16 protein-coding genes and 1 pseudogene are annotated in these 17,350 nt (G+C 58.4%); 3 read left to right on the forward strand and 14 right to left on the reverse strand.

Annotated features, from left to right (window positions below; all coding sequences use genetic code 11):
• Nucleotide 1: 1 nt before the first annotated feature.
• On the forward strand, nucleotides 2–919 hold the full coding sequence (locus ACM1ZW_RS28830) for a helix-turn-helix domain-containing protein (RefSeq protein WP_416739855.1): 918 nt from the start codon (nucleotides 2–4) through the stop codon (nucleotides 917–919).
• Here ACM1ZW_RS28830 and ACM1ZW_RS28835 read toward each other — a convergent pair.
• The 10 genes and pseudogenes from ACM1ZW_RS28835 to ACM1ZW_RS28880 all read right to left on the reverse strand — a co-directional run bounded on the left by ACM1ZW_RS28835 (nucleotide 864) and on the right by ACM1ZW_RS28880 (nucleotide 12,912).
• Complete coding sequence (locus ACM1ZW_RS28835; protein ID WP_414884358.1) at nucleotides 864–1,628, reverse strand: cytochrome c oxidase assembly protein; 765 nt, start codon at nucleotides 1,626–1,628, stop codon at nucleotides 864–866. The genes ACM1ZW_RS28830 and ACM1ZW_RS28835 overlap by 56 nt on opposite strands.
• Before the next feature lie 57 nt (nucleotides 1,629–1,685).
• Nucleotides 1,686–3,593, reverse strand: coding sequence for a primary-amine oxidase (locus ACM1ZW_RS28840; RefSeq protein WP_416739856.1), 1,908 nt, complete (start codon nucleotides 3,591–3,593; stop codon nucleotides 1,686–1,688).
• A gap of 415 nt (nucleotides 3,594–4,008) precedes the next feature.
• Nucleotides 4,009–5,415, reverse strand: a complete 1,407-nt coding sequence (locus ACM1ZW_RS28845) for an APC family permease (protein WP_416739857.1) — start codon at nucleotides 5,413–5,415, stop codon at nucleotides 4,009–4,011.
• A gap of 82 nt (nucleotides 5,416–5,497) precedes the next feature.
• On the reverse strand, nucleotides 5,498–6,331 hold the full coding sequence (ucpA, locus tag ACM1ZW_RS28850; RefSeq protein ID WP_238588298.1) for an SDR family oxidoreductase UcpA: 834 nt from the start codon (nucleotides 6,329–6,331) through the stop codon (nucleotides 5,498–5,500).
• Between the two features lie 42 nt (nucleotides 6,332–6,373).
• Nucleotides 6,374–7,372 (reverse strand): helix-turn-helix domain-containing protein, encoded by a 999-nt coding sequence (locus tag ACM1ZW_RS28855; RefSeq protein WP_017338335.1) that lies wholly within the window; start codon nucleotides 7,370–7,372, stop codon nucleotides 6,374–6,376.
• 426 nt (nucleotides 7,373–7,798) lie between these two features.
• Nucleotides 7,799–8,005, reverse strand: a pseudogene (locus tag ACM1ZW_RS28860) (SulP family inorganic anion transporter); the annotation flags it as partial.
• 129 nt (nucleotides 8,006–8,134) lie between these two features.
• Entirely contained in the window at nucleotides 8,135–9,061 is a 927-nt protein-coding gene (locus tag ACM1ZW_RS28865) for a Gfo/Idh/MocA family protein (RefSeq protein ID WP_414880015.1), read from the reverse strand.
• 69 nt (nucleotides 9,062–9,130) lie between these two features.
• A complete protein-coding gene (locus ACM1ZW_RS28870) occupies nucleotides 9,131–9,751 on the reverse strand; it encodes an eCIS core domain-containing protein (RefSeq protein ID WP_416739858.1) in 621 nt (206 codons plus the stop codon).
• 77 nt (nucleotides 9,752–9,828) lie between these two features.
• Nucleotides 9,829–11,214, reverse strand: coding sequence for a J domain-containing protein (locus tag ACM1ZW_RS28875; RefSeq protein ID WP_414880017.1), 1,386 nt, complete (start codon nucleotides 11,212–11,214; stop codon nucleotides 9,829–9,831).
• A gap of 6 nt (nucleotides 11,215–11,220) precedes the next feature.
• Entirely contained in the window at nucleotides 11,221–12,912 is a 1,692-nt protein-coding gene (locus tag ACM1ZW_RS28880) for an Hsp70 family protein (protein ID WP_416739859.1), read from the reverse strand.
• A gap of 220 nt (nucleotides 12,913–13,132) precedes the next feature.
• Between ACM1ZW_RS28880 and ACM1ZW_RS28885 the strand changes: the two genes are divergently transcribed.
• Entirely contained in the window at nucleotides 13,133–13,294 is a 162-nt protein-coding gene (locus ACM1ZW_RS28885; protein WP_017338329.1) for a DUF2986 domain-containing protein, read from the forward strand.
• A gap of 162 nt (nucleotides 13,295–13,456) precedes the next feature.
• Here ACM1ZW_RS28885 and ACM1ZW_RS28890 read toward each other — a convergent pair whose 3' ends face one another.
• Nucleotides 13,457–14,206 (reverse strand): glucose 1-dehydrogenase, encoded by a 750-nt coding sequence (locus ACM1ZW_RS28890; protein WP_416739860.1) that lies wholly within the window; start codon nucleotides 14,204–14,206, stop codon nucleotides 13,457–13,459.
• A 208-nt stretch (nucleotides 14,207–14,414) separates the two neighbouring features.
• Here ACM1ZW_RS28890 and ACM1ZW_RS28895 point away from each other — a divergent pair, with 208 nt between their 5' ends.
• On the forward strand, nucleotides 14,415–15,308 hold the full coding sequence (locus ACM1ZW_RS28895; RefSeq protein WP_416740858.1) for an AraC family transcriptional regulator N-terminal domain-containing protein: 894 nt from the start codon (nucleotides 14,415–14,417) through the stop codon (nucleotides 15,306–15,308).
• Between the two features lie 7 nt (nucleotides 15,309–15,315).
• Here ACM1ZW_RS28895 and ACM1ZW_RS28900 read toward each other — a convergent pair whose 3' ends face one another.
• Genes ACM1ZW_RS28900 through ACM1ZW_RS28910 form a run of 3 tightly spaced genes read right to left on the reverse strand, consistent with a single transcriptional unit; the run spans nucleotide 15,316 to nucleotide 17,248 of the window.
• The gene (locus ACM1ZW_RS28900) at nucleotides 15,316–16,302 is read right to left on the reverse strand and encodes a saccharopine dehydrogenase family protein (RefSeq protein WP_416739861.1); all 987 of its coding nucleotides are present in this window, start codon (nucleotides 16,300–16,302) and stop codon (nucleotides 15,316–15,318) included.
• The gene (locus ACM1ZW_RS28905; RefSeq protein ID WP_416739862.1) at nucleotides 16,299–16,487 is read right to left on the reverse strand and encodes a hypothetical protein; all 189 of its coding nucleotides are present in this window, start codon (nucleotides 16,485–16,487) and stop codon (nucleotides 16,299–16,301) included. The genes ACM1ZW_RS28900 and ACM1ZW_RS28905 overlap by 4 nt, the downstream gene beginning before the upstream one ends.
• Nucleotides 16,488–16,504: 17 nt before the next feature.
• Nucleotides 16,505–17,248, reverse strand: coding sequence for an SDR family NAD(P)-dependent oxidoreductase (locus ACM1ZW_RS28910; protein WP_017338324.1), 744 nt, complete (start codon nucleotides 17,246–17,248; stop codon nucleotides 16,505–16,507).
• Between the last annotated feature and the right edge of the window lie 102 nt (nucleotides 17,249–17,350).

A 17,350-nucleotide genomic window follows, 5' to 3' on the forward strand; every position in this document is an offset into this window, starting at 1 on the left:
GATGCACAGGCAGACTCAACACTTCGACGAAATCATCGAACACGCCGCATCACTGGCGCACTGGTCGCAACACTACGACAAGCTGACGCCCGGTGCTTTTCACGGTGCCCTGCAGGACGTGCAACTGAACGGCGTCCGATTGTTCCGTGAAACCCTGAGCAGCGCTGTTGCCCAGCACACGCACACGCCTGCCCAGTGCATAAACCTGCTGCTGCCGGTGAACCTGCCGAGTCAGCCCGACGTGGCGCCGAATCGAACCCTTCTTGCCGACGGGCTGAACTTCCTGCCCTACGACGACGATTTTTTCTTCGTCACACCGCCGGACACTGACTACATTGTGGTTTCGTTAAATTGCCAAGTGCTTGAACAACTGTTGGTCGCTGAGGACGTTGAACTGTTCTACCGTCGACCCAGGGGTTACGGGATGAAGCTGTGCGCCGGGGGTCTACAAGGTGCCCAGGTTGCCATGACCGGCCTGCTTGATCAGCTCCAAACCCTTGACGACCTCAATGATCAAGCCCTTCAGAACTGCGTACTCGATACGCTGCTCGACTTGCTGGAGCCGCAAAACCCGGTGCGCTTACAGGGACTGGGCGGCAGCCACCAGCACATTGTCAAATACTGCCATGAGCGCGTGCTGCAAAGCCCTGCAGGGGAATCGCTGTCGATCCTGGACTTGTGCAGGGAGTTGAAGATCCCCCGCCGCACGCTGCATTACAGCTTCGAAAAAATCGCCGGCAGCTCGCCTCTGACGTATCTGCGCGCCGTCCGTTTGAACGCCGCCCAGCGCAGCCTTACCGAGCACCCGGCCCCCAGCGTCGCCGATGTGGCGTACCGCTGGGGGTTCACCCATCAAAGCTATTTCAGCCAGGAGTACAAACGCCTGTTTGGCCATTCACCCTCGGCCCAACGGCGTTGATAGTCGGCCCAGGTTTGCGGTGCATAACACGATCGACCCACAGCAGAAGCAACGCCGACAGGCACATCAGCGCGCCCCCCAAAAACTGATCCAGTTGAGCACTCATGTTCCCGACATCGTGCATGTGCATCATCGAGTGACCGTGCATGGGATACAGAGGTGGACTGAGCAGCAGCATCACACCGACCAGCACTTGCGGTAGCGCCACTCCCAGGCTGAAGCTCCACTGCTTGCGCAAGGGAACATCCGCGCGCTGGCAATAACGCCCCATTACCCGGCACAACCACAACCCACTCACGGCCATGGCCCATTTCATCAGCGCATACAGCGTGGCATCGTCCATCAATCGTTGATGCAATTGCGGCAGCATCCATACGCCGCTCATTGCACCAAACGCGATCACCACCCAAATTCGCACCGCCCTCCCTTCCTTTGTGAAACCCGCTTCACTGGCCGGCTCCCGGGCGACGGCAAACAGTAAAAGGATCGGCGCCAGGTGATGAATCAAGGCGCTTTGCAGGCAGTGCAGCCAGACGCTGTGGCGCGCAGCGGCGTCCAGCGCCGGCTGCATGCCCAGCAAAAACACCAGCGCAGCACCGCCCAGCAACAACGGTTGACGCTTCCAACCCTTAGGCCCTCCGCTCACCCAGCAAACAAACACGGCTATCGGCAATAACTCCAGCCAGGCCCAACTCGAAAATCCAGACATGACAACCACCCTCGACCCAAGCGCAGAGCGCTTGGGCATTCATCGATAGAGACCTGATCAGGCGTTGTGTTTGCAGCAACTGGCCGGCTGACCGTCCTGGACACTGGCGTGGTCCCTGCTCGCCGGCAAGTCCATGGCCGGGTTGCCGTTGAAGAAGTTATTGGGCTTGAGTTTAAACCCGACGTATTCCACCGGCATCACCGGGAAATCCTCCGGTTTGCAGATGTGGGTATGGCCAAAGGTGTGCCATACCACCAGATCCTGGTTCTGGATCTCGCGGTTGTTCTGCGTGTACAGCGGGAGGCCGTCACCCCGATGCTGGTTGGGGTAATCGCCGGAGCCGTAACGCTCGCCGGGCGCGTAAGGCGTCACCCACAGGTGCTTGCTGGCAAACCCTGCACGTCGACCAAACGAGCTGTCGGGTTGGGCGAGCATGACCGGATTGTGCTCGGCCATCAGCTTGTAGCCGGGGTGATTGCCGACGGCGTTCTTGACGTTCGGATTGATGATTTTCCAGAAGCGCCCGGTCTGGCCGTTGGCCTCACGGGCGGCGTCCAGCTCATGGGTAAACGTGGTGGTCACACTGTCGAAGACGTTGCCCCAGGTATTTCCCTCGCCTTGCGGGCGCGACTGGAAATTGGTTTCGGTCACAGAGTTGTGCTCGCCATCCACCATCATGTGCAAACGCGCACTGAAAAAATGCTGGTGGGTCGGGCCATAGAACTCGGGCGTGACCATGCCGCCCCCGCTGGCGGGGCGTTGACCGGGAGCCAACGCGGCGGTCTGGATGATCCCGGTCAGCTTGGCTTCGAGTTGAATCGTACCGTCCTGATAGAGGTACCAGAAAAACCCGTAGTCGTAGTTGGCCACGGTGCAGAAGAAGCTGATCACCAAGCGCCGGGAGCGACGCATTTCGAACACACCGGTACGAAACTCATAGTGTTTCCACAGCGTGCCGTAATCTTCCTCGTGCATGCAGATAGCGTTCTTCATGACAAAAGGTTCGCCCTGATCATTGACCGAAGGCACATCGAAATAACGAATCGCCCCCAGGCAATCACAGCCCAGCTCCAGTTGGTTGGCCAGACGACCGAGCCCGTATTCGCCGCCATCGAACGCGCATTTCCAGTAATGATTGAGCTCGTTGTCCGAATAGGGAACGCCCATGTCGGTGACACTGGCGCGATAGAGGATCGGGCGCACGACGTCACCGTCCTTGTAGCCCAGTTGGTGCAGAACCAGACCTTCGCGCGGCGTGAAGCCGACGCGGAACTCCCAGTTCTGCCAACTCACTTTCCAGTCATCGACGGTGAAGCTCACGCCCTCGGGCTGCGTGATGTGCAACGGTTTGAGTCCGTCACGCGGCTGGCCCAGGGACGCGGAATCGTAGTTGATCGTGGCTTTGGGAATCGGCGTCAGACGACCGTCGTCCAACAGCTCGATGACCTCGCCTTTGTTCAGGTCGATGATAGCAACCAGTCCTTCGATCGGGTGGGCGTAGCCGTTGTCGGTCAGCTTGTCACGGTAGAACGCGACACCGCGCATCAACCGCTTGCCCTGATAACGTTCATCATCGCCGAAATGCCCGAATGACCAGGGATCGATCTGTACGTTTTCAATATCGGCATCGGTGAGGCCCCGGCGCTTGACAGCCGCACGCCACGCGGGGTCGTTTTGCACAGCTTCCACGCACAGGTCGAACTCCTCAATCATGATCGGTGCATGACCCTGGGTTTCAATGTCGACCGCTTGCCAATCGACAAGGGTTTGGCTGTTCAAATCAACCAGCGCTTCGAAGGTGTTGCCCGTCAATTTGTCCAGCACCAAGGCAAATGTACGCCTGGAAAATGCCTGGCCTGGCACATGGGCCAATACCTCACGCTTATCCGGCTCGGCGAGATGCAGGTACGGGAAGCGGCATTTGTCGTGAAGGTTTTTTTCCCGTTTCAGGATGCTGCTCGCCAAAGCAAGCTCCTCTAGCGAAAGCGGGTCAAGCGGGTGGGTCGCGGTGGTTATTTTAAGATTAAAGTTCATGCTTCGTACTCTTCCAGTCAAATGTACTTTTGGGTTTAAAGGCATTCAGACGATGAAGAAACTGCAGCACTGCGGTAAGTCGGCCTATAAAGACTACGACCAACTACCGCAGGCGCATTAACACAAATTGGCAGAAACATAGCGGGCACTCGCCAAACTAAAAGAGCTGGCATGTTTCTGGCTTTTTAATCGCTCAAGGCACAGCGGATAAATGATCCGGCAACGCTGCGGTCAGGTCGGCAACCCTCCTGCGCGTTCCAGTTATCCAGACTTTAGTCATCACTTCGCACTATCAAAGAGCAACCTGCACTAATGCGGTGCTTACAGCGTCCGACGGACTGTTGAATTAATTGTTCTTTGAACGGCCTTTAATCACGCCGTAAAAGAACAGCACCACCAGAAGTAATGGCGTTCCGTTCACCCAAGCGGATTCACTGCCGGTCAGCAGCCCGTAGTTCTCATAGATCAAGTAAACCGCCACGCTAAGCCCCGCCAGTGCAACCAGTGGGCTGACCAAGACTTTGAGATACTTGCGAGAGCTGACTTTCTTGAAATGGGCAACCACTGCCAGCGAAATGAATGCCTGAAGCCCGATGAGCCCAATCGTTCCCAAAGCCAGCGTCACCGGGAAAAGGAAGACAAACGCGTCGTAACCCAGCGACGATGGGACGGCGATGCAGACTGCAACCACCACCGTTACTAGAAGACTCGCATTGGCCGGGGAGTTTTTTTGCGCATGAATGTTCGATAGCACACGCGGCAAATGTTTATCTTTGGCCAGCACATGCACGTAGCGAGTGGCCGCGTTGTGCAGCGACAACAAACAGGCAAAATTGCTGGTGCACAGCATGATCGAAACAAGGGTGGCCGTTGTGCCTCCCAGGCGTGTCGAGAACAGGTTGATGATCAGTTCGCCTTGCGCCGATGCCGCTTCGCCCTTGATCGCTTCTACCCCGATGCCACCTACAATCAGCCAGATAATCACAAAGTAAGCGACAGCCACCAAGGCTACTGCGAGACGCGTGGCACCCGGAATGGATTTTTCCGGCCGCTTGGCTTCCATCGCATACAGCGCTGCGGACTCGACACCGAGGAACGCTGCCAGCGCGACCATCATTCCGACCCCGAGGCCGGGCGACGTTATTGCATCAATCGATACCGCTTCAACTGGAAACGCAGCGAGGCCTTTATCCATGAAAATGGAGATACCGAGCAGAAACAGCATGAAGAACTCAGCAAGCACCAATGGCACCAGGATCTTCGCGGCAAAATCAATGTTCGCCCGGCCGAGATAAGACGTCAGCGCCATGAGCAACAATGTCCATGACGTCCAGCCAATATCCACGCCAAATGTTTGCAAGGTCAAATTGGTGTAGTAGCCCGAAACAATGGCCAGGGCAATGGTAATTGCCAGGTAGGACGCCAATGCTACCCATGCCGCGCCCGCGCCAACTCGCGGGCCAAACACCACTGATAGATACTTGTAAAACGCGCCTGCACCCGGGATCGCGCGAATTAACTCGCCATAGCCGACCGAGAAACAAACCATCAAGAATCCGGCCACCAAAAATGTTCCGGCCAGCCCCGGACCGTTGCCGAGTTGAAAGCCGATGGGCGCGGCTGTGAGAACAGCGCCCAAAGGTGCGGCGGCGGCAATCACCAACAATGCGATCTGATAAGTACCCAGGTTGCCCTTCAGCTTTTCACTGACTATAGGCGCCTCTTCATGCAGGGATTCGGTTAGCTCTGTCATCACAAAAGCTCCACTCTTTTATTGTTATGGATCACGCCAATGGGTCGATGCAGTAGCGTCCTTGCTGAAAACTCAACGTGGGTTACATCCCGATGCTGACTGTCTCAGGCAGCGTGCTGGCACCATCGATCACGATTTGCGCACCGTTGATGTAACTGGACTCGTCGGACGCGAGGAATGCCGACAACTCACCGACTTCATCGGGCCTGCCCAGGCGTTTCATGGGAATGGCTGTGGCCAGTTCATCAAGAACCGACTTCGGATCGTCCGGATTGACTTGCCTGGCGACCTGCTCCGCCATCGGTGTCCATATGAAGCCCGGGCAAATGGCATTGACCCGAATGTGATGGGGAGCCATTTCCACCGCCAGCGCCTTGGTGAAGCCAATCAGCGCGGACTTGGACAAGGCATAGGCCACCTCACCCGGATCGGCCGTCAGGTCACCGGTGACGGACGACATGACGACCACCGCACCGCCGCCGGAGTTGATCATGTGCGGCAGAACCGCCCGGGCGGTATGCCATGCACCTTTGACGTTAACGTTGATGTGCAAGTCGAGATCGGCATCGCTGGAATCCAGAAACTTCGCCAGTCGGCAAACGCCGGCATTGCAGACCAGCGCATTCAAGCGGCCAAAACGCTGCATGCCTTTTTCGGCAATCAGGCGCATGGCCTGCGGATCGGTCACATCACCGACGTGCGCAAGTACTTCCACGCCGTAGGTATTTTGAATCTCTGCTGCCACTTCATGGATAGACTCATCAAGATCAACCAGGATCAAGCTGGCCCCATATTTTGCGTAGATGCTGGCATGAGATTTCCCCATTCCTTTTGAAGCCCCGGTAATCAAGGCCACTTTCCCGTTCAACTTACTCATGATGTCCTCCGGTTTTTTTGAACAAAAAAATCCCGTCATGCCCGGGTCGTGTCCCCGGGCATGCTGTTTCACAATCAGGTATTAAGTAATTACCGTCGAACGATGGTTTTTAAGTGTTTCGGACGGCCGTTCGCCAAACAGATGTTTGTAGTAGACGCTGAACATGCCCATATGCCAGAAGCCCCAATTGGCGGCCACTTCACTAATCAAGGTTGGCTTATCGCTGGAGACAAGTTCTGCCCTGACGCCGTTCAAACGTATGTAGCGCAGATAAGTCACGGGGCTGATCCCCAAGACTTTGTTGAAGGCATAATGCAGCGAACGATGACTGGTGCGCAGCCCCTCACACAAATCGGTCACCGTTAACGCTTCACTTTTTCTTGAAAGAATATAATTGCGTGCACTGTCTACAACATGGCGATGAATGAACTGCTCTGCGTGAGATTTCTTCGATACGGGCAAGTCTGCTGTCATGCCAAGGAGCAATTGCATGATGTCGAAGGTGAGTTGTTTTTTGGCTGACGCCGATTCGAGAATTGAAGGATTGTCCTCGACGGCACGGAAAAAGTTATCAAAGCCTTGCCGGAAGGCTGCACATTTTTCGGGCGCCAGTGCACTGACTTCCTTGGTCAGCGCGATGACACTCTTGTCATCAAACTCATCATCCAGCGAGTATTTCCTGAAGGCTTCAACATCGACGGATGCACCATAAATATCCGAATAGCCGGGGGTCTTGAATTTGAGTTCGGAATCCGGCCGGAGAAAGAACACGGAATCAATGCAATCGAGCTCTTTACCGCACCAGTAACCGTGGCCGCGCAACGCGATGGGAATGCCCAAGGCAAACTTGCCAGGCAGGGTTTGCCCATGTTGATCCACCGCTTGATTCATCACCTCACGGAAAATCTGCACCACACCCACGGAAATTTCAGTGACCGAACCTGCGAATTGCCCCGGGCTTATCTGCAGGTACTCTTGCTGCCACTCCGACAAAGAGTTCGCCAGCACATTGGCGTCGGTGACAGAAACGCTCTGTAATCCTGCTTGCTGAGATTTTTGCTGGACCGGTTGCGATCTCATGGCATATCTCCTGGGCGCATCAGTGTTCTTTTTATTATTCGAATGGCGGCTTTACCGACTATCGAGCCTGTGCCTCGCGTCCTATGCTCAATGGCTACAGTTTCAAATTTACACGATGCTTATTGAGCCGGGGGGCAAGGGGCCCGAGATTGCGCATTTTTTTGATAGCCGCGTCATCCGGTTGCAACGGCGGCACCACTCACTGCCCCCTCGTTCTCCCAATCCGCCAGATCAACCGGATGACTCTGCACATACCTGCCAACGGCATCGTCTAGCGTGGGAAAATCCGTGCCTCCCCAGTGACGTGTAAACCCCGAATCGCTTGAACTCACCTTGACTGGGGTCTTTCATCTCGGTCACGCACAATGTGATGCCCGCTGCGCGCTGGGTTTCGTCCACTTCGGCCAGAATGTCGGCCAAGCTCACATCCACGTAGGTTCTGGTCCGCGCCGCGTAGACGCGAGACAGTAGGTTGGTGTCGGCGAACGAAACCAGCGCCACGGCGCAACCGACAATCAGCATGGGAACGATATTGGCGTTGGTAATCCAAGGGATGGTAAATCCCGGCATCCCTTGTGGGAGAGAGCCGAGGACCGACAGCCCGGAGCTTGCTGCAAGGTCCGGCACAGCCAAGCCAGACTTCTTTCTCCCGAGGCATCTCTTGGCTGAATTTTGCAGTTGCTGAACGTCAACTATGGGTCGATGGCCGTCCTTGGTGTCAGACAACAATCGCCCAAAAACACTCACTCACCCATGCCGCCACTAATCATAAAACGGCTCAACCGACATCCGGCTCCCGACAAAAAAGCTGTCTGCAACCAAGCGCAGCGGCTGGAGATCCAGGTCGCTGGCCTTGTCGCCAATCAACTGCTGAAAATGTCGATACACCGCCGCGTACTCACCCTCCTCCGATACAGCCTGGCGCACGCCGTCGATACTCAACAGTGCGCCGCCGTTGTCCAGTCGCAGGAGGCCTTCGGTGCAGCGAATCTCGATGCTCCAGAGTTCGTCATGACCGTGGTCGAAATCGAACTCCGCGCGGACATCGAGGTGGCGCGCGTCGGACATTTTGATGGACGCGGCGATTGGCGACTGGCAGTTGCTCGGGACGCGCAGTTCGGCAGACTCGACAAACAGCGGCAGCGCCAGCAAATGGGTGGCAATCGACAAGGCGTTGATGCCGGGATCGAAGACGCCCAGGCCGCCGGGTTGCCAGATCCATGCCTGGCCGGGGTGCCACTTGCGCACGTCTTCCTTCCAGTCGATCTGTACGCTTTGCAGGGTGCGGGTGGCCAGCCAGTCACGGGCGGCTTCGATGCCGGGCGCGTAGCGTGAATGCCAGGCAAACAGACCGCTGACGCCTTGCTCACCGACCAGATTCACCAACGCCATCGCTTCGCCCAAGGTGGCGCACGGCGGTTTTTCGACCAGCACGTGTTTGCCGGCGGCCAGCGCTTGTCGCACCAGCGCGAATCGTCCTTGCGGCGGTGTGCAAAACGCAATTGCATCCACCGGCGGGCCGTTTTCGAGCAGCTCACCCAGAGACTGAAAGTTCTCTACCCCGGCGCAGGGCTGCCCTTGCGTTGCGACAGCGACCAACTGGAAGGCCGGGTTGGCGTTGATAGCGGGAACGTGTTGATCCTGGGCAATCTTGCCGTAGCCCACCAGACCGAGACGGATTGGTTGCATCAATGACTCCTGGTTTTATTCTTGTCTTGAGAAGCGGATCAGCAAGAGTACGTATGTCTGCCGGGGAAGTCATCGAGGATGTGCCGGGTTTTCGTGATCATTCCCTTCGCGCACAAAACGTCTGACTTCAGCCTGTATGGCATAAGCCGGCGCCTCCACCGCATTGAAATCCTGTGTATAGCGCTGGGCAAAACCTTCTACTCCCCATTCCTGAAACTGCTGCACATGCTTGAGTTCATGAGCCCAGAGCACGACGTTCTGTTCTGCGGTCTGGGCGTCCCGAAAAAGGATGATGTCGATCAGCGTCACGGCACCCACATCGGGGTTTTGCAGCATGGCAGTGGCGGCGCTGAACTGGCCGTTGTCGCTGACTTTGTAGTGCGCGGTATCGAGAATGCCGGGGGCGTACCAGCGCAGCAGTTGCTCGCGGATGTGCGGTGGCATGGGTTGAAGGCCGGCGTTGGCTGCCTCAGCGCGGGCCTGGGTCAGCCACAGCGCCAGGGCAGGTGCCGCGATCTGATAGATGCCATCAGGCACGGGGCCGAGCACCTGCCCGAGGTCTGGCAGGCAGATGCAGCCGTCCAGGCACACTTGTTTCTCGCCAGCCGGACAGGCGTTGTTCTGGGCTGGTACTTCAAGCGCCAGGCAAAGAACCAACAGCGCCGCCAGGCGCGTGGTGATAGACGGCATTCGGACCTCCAGGGACGGAAGCAGCGCGATCAGTGGATCACAAGTGATCGACGCCACGCACCCATTGGCGCCCCCTCCTAAACAACAGCCTGCAGATGCAAATGTATCCAGACCGCCATCGCCGCCACGGCCATCAGAACCAGGATGCCTTCACGCTTGAGCATGTGCCAGGGCAACCGCCCGACCTTCAGCTTGATTGCTCGCAATGCCCGAGCGCCCAGCGAGACCTTTCCGCCACTCAGCGCTGAATTCGTGAAATAAATCGTGCCGAGGAACACCACCACCGGGCTGACCCACCGCAGCCACGGCACATTACCGGACCAGGCGCACGCCAAGGCTGCGGGCACTGCACTGGGCAGTATGTGTCGAAGCACCAGGAGCCCGGCGCCTTGCCGGTACCAACGGCGCGGGAGTAACCATCGGCTAAGCAGCACATCCAGCCGCCCCGCTGCCACGGCCACCATGGCCCAAAACTGGTAGGCCTTCATGCCGAACCACATCAATACCGGCATCATCAGCGGCAGTATAACCACGGAGGCCAGCCCATTCCTTTTCGCCGGCACAGCAAGCAAGGAAGAAACAACCAAAGCGGACAGCGTCAGCCACAGGAAAAGATAGACCCCTCGATAGCTTGAGGCCGGCAACCAGTCCCGCCAGTTGTCGAGTGGTTGCAGCCCAAGACGTTGGGGCACCTCGGGGTATTGGTATTCGATGGTTTGAGCGAGCTGCGTAAAGCGTTGCCAGTCGAGGCCGGTAAAGTAGTCGGCCATTCCACGACGGCGGTGGTCACTCATGGGTTTGAGCAGCAAGGCGGCCGCCTGCCCATGGATTTTATCGGCGTCGAATCTGGCCAGATCGCCGCGTACGGTCTCCTCCATGGCTTGCACCTCGCACCGTCGGATCAGTCTGTCCCAACGCCAATACTCGCAAGGAAGGGTGCCCTGGGCCTCGTCCCACCCCATGACCTTGCACACGCCATCGAAGAAGGCTGGCGACCATTGCGGGGCGGATTCGAGCCAATCCAGTACGCTCTGCTCGAATTGCTGGCGGCGCTCGAAAGGTATTAGCCAGTCGCTGGCCATCCAAACGCGCAGCGCGTCCACGAGCTGACGGTCTTTACCCTCGGCCAACCACTGCTGCATTTGCCCCATGGACGGTTCCGGTGGGCTGATGGCCGGTGTGATATCGAGGCGTTCCAGGGGGATGGCTAGCGGGGAGACTTCCGCTGGCTGGGGGCATTCAGGGGTTGGCGCGCTGACGGCGATCGGGGCCTCAACGACTTCCTCATCCGCCTGCGCGCGCCAGCGAGCCTCGGCCAGCGAGGCTTCATAGGCTTCACGCAGGCGCTGGAACTCATCGGGGTTTTCGTCCGGGCGGTGGGTTTTGAGCAGCCGCGCATAGGCACGCTTGATGCTGCGTTCGTCCGCATCCGGGGTAAGGCTGAGCAATTGCCAGTGGTTCATGGTCGCTTAACCCTCTCGCTCGAAATGAGCAAGGCGTTGAGTAATGTCGCTGCGGGCTTCGCGTATCTGGCGTTCGTCCTGAGTGTCGAGCATTTGCTGGAAATGGTTCGCCAACCCGGCAATAAACTGCCGGCCATCGCCGAGGCTTTCCTGATACAAGCGGTCCAGTCGGGCCAGCAGCAGGGTGTTGATCTGCTGATCGCGGGGGTGCACTTTCAGCGCTTCGAGGGCAGCCAGACGCTGGGCGACTTCTTCTGGAGCCAGTACACCCGGGTTGTTCTCGATGACCAGCCGGCGGATTTCGCCGTTGATCGGCAGGTGCACCTGGGCTTCGAGCAAACCGTTGTTGTCGTAGGTGAAGCGGACATCCAGGGTGACTTCACCGGCCTTGCGCGGCGGCACGGAGATTTCCAGCTCACCGAGGAAAATATTGTGACTCACCAAGCGGTTTTCGCCCTGATAGATACCGAGGTTGACCACCTTCTGGTTGTCACTGAGGGTCGATACCGTACGGGAGCGGCTCACCGGCACCACGGTGTTGCGCTCGATGATCGGCAAGTAGTGGCCGCTTTGGAAACCGGCACCTGCCTGCACCGACGTCTCGATTCCCAAGGTATAAGGGCACACATCGGTGAGCACCACTTCTTCAAGGGAGGCATGGCGCGCCAGTAGCGCCGCCTGAATGGCCGCACCCTGCGCGACCACTTCGTCCGGGTTGAGCTGCATCGCCGGGATTCGCCCGAACAGCGCCGCGACCAGCTTGCGCACCAGCGGCATGCGCGTTGTGCCACCGACCAGCAATATTTCGTTCAGGTCCGCGACCTTGATCCGGGCGTCGCGGAGCGCGCGTTCGATCGGGGCGCGCAAGCGGTCCAGCAAGGGACGGACGATGTCCGCAAGGTCGGCCTGGGTCAGTTCAATGCTCCACTCACGCGCTTGCTCGCGAAGGGTAAAGCGTGCGGTCTGCGCCTGCCCCAGAGCGTGGCGAACCCGCTGCGCTTCTCGCCGCAACCGCTGTGCGGTGGCAGGGAGGGCCGTGTCTGGCAGGTCAGCGGCGCCGATTTTAGCGATGAAAAACTCCACGAGCAGGTCATCGAAGTCTTCACCGCCAAGGAAGTTGTCCCCCGCGCTGGCGCGAACTTCCATGACGCCTTCGAACAGCTCCATGACGGACACGTCAAAGGTGCCACCGCCGAGGTCGAACACCAGGAAGGTCGCCTCGTTTCGCTGTTGAAGCCCATAAGCCAGGGCTGCGGCGGTGGGTTCGTTGACCAGTTTTTCGACTTTCAGCCCCGCCAGTTCGCCGGCGATACGCGTAGCCTTGCGCTGAGCATCGCTGAAATACGCAGGCACGCTGATCACCGCTTCGTGAACAGGCTCGCCCAAGGCACGCTCGGCGTCGGCCTTGAGACTGCGCAGCAGCATCGCCGAGAGTTCTTCCGCGCGGTAGGCGCGCCCGCCGAGTAGGGTTTCACGGGCGCTGCCCATGTAGCGCTTGAACAGAGACGCGGTGAGGTGCGGGTGGGTGTGCAACCGCTCGCGGGCGATATCCCCGACCACCAGTTGGCCATGGTCGTCGAGGCCAACGACGCTCGGCGTGAGAAGGTTGCCCACGGCATTGGGGAGTATTCGGGCACGTTCGCCATCCCAGGCCGCCACGAGGCTGTTGGTGGTGCCCAGGTCGATACCAATGATCACAGTCACTTTTCCTTAAATGACGCGGCCGGGCAGCAGAGCGCATGGGTCGCAAGGTCAGTCATTACAGTCGTACCGGTGGTACGCAAGTCTATGGCTGGGGATATCGGCAACGCTGGCGCTAGCTTTAACATGCTCGAAGACGCGACGAAGCCCTCTCACTCCCTGGGCCTCGCACGCAAACCTCTGTCATCATTGAAGAACTGACAAGCCGGGTACAAACATGAATCGTCAAAAAAAAATAAAGCAGTTATTAAAGGCTCACGCCAAAAAGGCCAGCGCCAAACTGGCACCGAAAAGCAAGTCGAAATACATCAGCAAGGCTGACCGGTTGAAACTGGATGCTGAACCCAGTCAAGACTCGGACACTTCCCCTGAGAACTGATCTGCCTGGCTTGAACACCACCAACGCTATGGCAATGCTTTACCGCTCTCTGCAAGCGTGTGCCGCCGGCAGGATCGAGGTCGCCAATGCGACACCGGAATGCCAGGCGAAGCTCGATGCTGCGGGAGCGTTGATGTCTCTGTGTAGGTTCAATCAGCCGTGTCAATAACCAACACCGCGAACACCACCGGCAGCCCTGATGGATTCGCCTGTCACCCAGTGCGAGTCGTCGGACGCCAAAAACACGGCCAACGGTGCGATATCTTCGGGCTCGCCGAAGCGGCCCAACGGAGTTCCCGCGAGAAGTTTTACGCCCAACTCACCGGCAAAATTTCCGTCTGTCGCGGGTGTGTTCGTGTGCCCGGGCCGGATGGCGTTGACCCGGATGCCACGCGTTCCCAGCTCCCTGGCCAATGCGAGGGTCAAGGTATCGACGGCGCCCTTGGTCGCCGAGTACACACTCGAAGCCAGGTAGGGGTCGGTGCTGAGAATTGAGCTGATATTGATAATGCTCCCCTTGGGACCCAGCAGTTTGACAGCCTCTCGCACCGAGAGAAGGTAACCCAGCACATTCAGATTGAATTGCTTATGGAAGGCTTCCTCTGTCAGGTCATCGATCATCTGGAACACCGCGACACCTGCGTTGTTGACCAGGATATCCAAGGTCCCGAACTTCGTCCGGACCGTGTCAAACAGGCGCACAACATCGGCCGCCTGGCTCATATCAGCCTGTAGGGCGAAGGCTGAGCCGCCACGCTCCGCAATGTGAGCAACCACCGCATCGGCGTCGCCCTTACTCGAGGCATAGTTGACGATGACTGTTGCGCCCTGCGCACCCAGTGCCTTGGCAATTCCGGCACCTATGCCTTTGGACGCACCAGTGACAACCGCTATTTTTCCTACGAGCTTCATAAAGTGACCTTCTTTGAGTTAAGTGATATCGCATCGAGCGTTCGCTGCTATCGCGCCAACAACGGGAATGCAACGAACCTCGTGTCATCAGTATTCCGGCAACGAAGGGGCCGACGTTTGCCGGTTACTCGCGCATCCTTGCCTATTCTTCTCAGCTGGCTTGCTATGCCCCGGCATTTAGCCCACGGTGGGCCACATGGAAAAGTCGATGGCAGAACTGCGCAGTATCGTGATGCGCGCGCAAGACAAGTGGACGGAAACCGGATTGCCCCGGGTGGCGATGGTCCGGGCCGAGGCTTGTGCATCTCAGGTTTATCAGCCGATGTTGCATCTGGTGCTCCAGGGCACCAAGACCCTGTCCATAGGGGAAGAGGTTTCCCGGTACACGGCCGGCAGCTATTTTCTGGTGCCTGTCGATATACCCGCTACGGGCCAGATTCACTCCAGCGCCGTGGATCAACCCTATCTCGCGATCAGCCTGACCCTGAACCCCGACGTGCTCGCTACACTGCTGATGGACGAAGGCAAAGCGCCAAGGGCAGCGCAAAATTCGTGTTTTGAAGCCGTGCTCGCGCCTGCTGAAATGATTGACGCGTGGCTACGCATGATGCGGCTGATGGATCGACCGCACGAGGCTGCACTACTCGCCCCGATGATTGAACGTGAGATCTTGTTCCGCGCCCTGCAGGGCCCCCTGGGGGGTATTCTCCGTGACGTTGCACGACCAGATGGCCGGATGACGCAGATCCGCCGTGCCACCCAGTGGATACGTGAGCACTACACCGAGCCTTTTCGCGTCGAACCCCTCGCGGTCATGACCGACATGAGCGTTGCAGCCTTCTACAGGCATTTCAAATCCGTGACGGCCATGACCCCGATTCAATACCAGAAGCGCTTGCGCTTGCTGAGGGCGCGCTGGTTGCTGCTGTTCGATACGCTGGATGCCACGTCCATCGCCTACCAGGTGGGTTATGAAAGCGCCTCGCAATTCAATCGCGAATACGCGCGACTGTTCGGGCTGCCGCCTGTGCGGGACGCGGCGAGATTCAGGTCTCCCCAGCCCGTAAAGAGCCCTGTCAGTGAGCTGAAAACAACCTCTTGAGCAACAGTTATCGGTCCTGGAGATCGGTAATCACCGTCCCGGCAATACTCTGGGCAAATCCACCACCGAAGACCTGCGCCGGGGTTGCAAAACCCGGCCGCCGTTCGCCATTCAAAACCCGGCGCGCTGCTTCGACGGCGGCCAGTGGCGTGAAGGAATAGCCATTCATCGTTTCAATGACCGAACGTGCGATGACGCCGTCTGCTCCTGTAACCTCCACCGCCGCACGTGCCCGATGGCCATCCCTTTCCTCTGCGGTGGGGCCATCAGGAAGTAGCGACAGGTCGCCTTCGGGGAACGCATCGCCAGAGAGATGCACGAACATCGCAATATCAGGGATACCAGTCGAATGCCAGCCCGTCACCAGGTCACCGAAAGACAGCGGCGCGCAGAGGACCGGTCCCTCACCAAAATCAAAGTGACGTGGCTGGGCCTCAGGCGTTGCAACGAGTTCGCCATCGACCCTTGCGAGCACGCCGGCACCGATGATTTCGCTGACGCTCCTGGCCGAGCCACGGGACATCGACCCTGGGACCTGAAGCGCGATGTTCAGAGCGCGAGGCTGTTGGACCCGCTGAGCGACGTGCACCGCCAGCGAGTCCGTAGGGACAACGTCCCAGCCGACGCCTGGCAACAACAGGGTCTGTGCCCTGGCCGCTTCAATGTGCAGCGTTTCGGCCAGCCGGTAAACGTTGATCTCGGCGGTAATGTCCAGATAGTCGATCCCGGCCTTGATGCAGGCGCGCATCAACGCCTCTGCCGTTTGCGCAAATGGCCCCGCGAAGTTCAGCAATACCGTGATGCCAGACAAGGCATTCTCGGCATCCGGGCCCGCATCAAATACGCGAAAAGGCACGTCCAGATGCGCGGCGAGTGTCGCGAGTGGCGAGTGACTGCGCCCGCCGATTTCGAAGTTCAGACCCAGCGCTTTCGCGTGTTCTGCTGCCATGCGACCGGTATAACCTGTCGCTCCGTAGATCAGAAGTGTGCTCATTGGACGTGCTGCCCTTTTTTGTAGACCAATTCCAGGCTATTCCCATCCGGGTCCAGCACATTGGCGGCGTAGTAATCGGGGTCATACTGCAAGCGTGCGGTGATACCCAATGGCACCAGGGCAGCCTCGTAGAAATTCATGGAACGTGCGATGGCGCTCACCGACAGGAAAATATGATCCAGCATGGCAAACCCTCGCTTGTTCAGATGTTGTAGCCGCCTGCGACTTCGATGGTCTGGGCATTGATCCAGGCGCCCTCCTCGGACAGCAACATGGCGATCACTCGCGCGACGTCTTCCGGCTCGCCGACCCTGCCGAGCGCCGTTTGCGCCGCCAACATTGCCTCGAATTCATCATTCAGGCCGCCACCCAATTCGGTGCGGATAGCGCCGGGGGACACGGCATTGGCACGGATGCGTCGTTCGCCAAACTCTTTGGCCATGTAACGGGTCAGTACTTCGAGCCCGCCCTTGAACGCCGCATAGGGTGCCACTCCGGCAGTGGCTACGCGGGTGGTGGCACTGCTCAGATTGACGATACTGGCGTGCTCCGCCAGCAAGGGCAGCAAAGCCTGGGTGAGAAAAAACGGGCCTTTGAGGTGGACATTGAACAGGCCATCGAACTGCGCTTCGCTGACGGTTGCCAAGGGGTTGAACAGGCCGTAGCCCGCGTTATTGACCAGGCCGCTCAGCGTGGTGGAGCCCCAGGTTTCCCCCAGGGCCAGGCGCACTGACTCCCGAAACGCCTCGAAGCTGCCGACATCAGACACATCGAGCTTGAGCGCAACAGCCTTGCCACCATGTCGCTCGATGCGCCCCACGACCGTAGCGGCCGCCTGCGGGTCAGAGTTGTAGGTCAGGATGACCCCCATACCTCGTTGAGCCGCGTGTTCGGCTGTACTCGCACCGATGCCACGGCTGCCGCCAGTAATGACGATTACGCCCATATCAAATTTCCCCTGTGGTTCAAACGTGCCTCCACAGTACTCATCGTTCTCGCCAGGGACGTACCCGTTCCTGCTCGAAACCTGCCTGTTTCTGCTTTTTGC

This window comes from Pseudomonas sp. NFX71 (assembly GCF_048079215.1).
In the GTDB taxonomy this organism is placed as follows: domain Bacteria; phylum Pseudomonadota; class Gammaproteobacteria; order Pseudomonadales; family Pseudomonadaceae; genus Aquipseudomonas; species Aquipseudomonas fluorescens_B.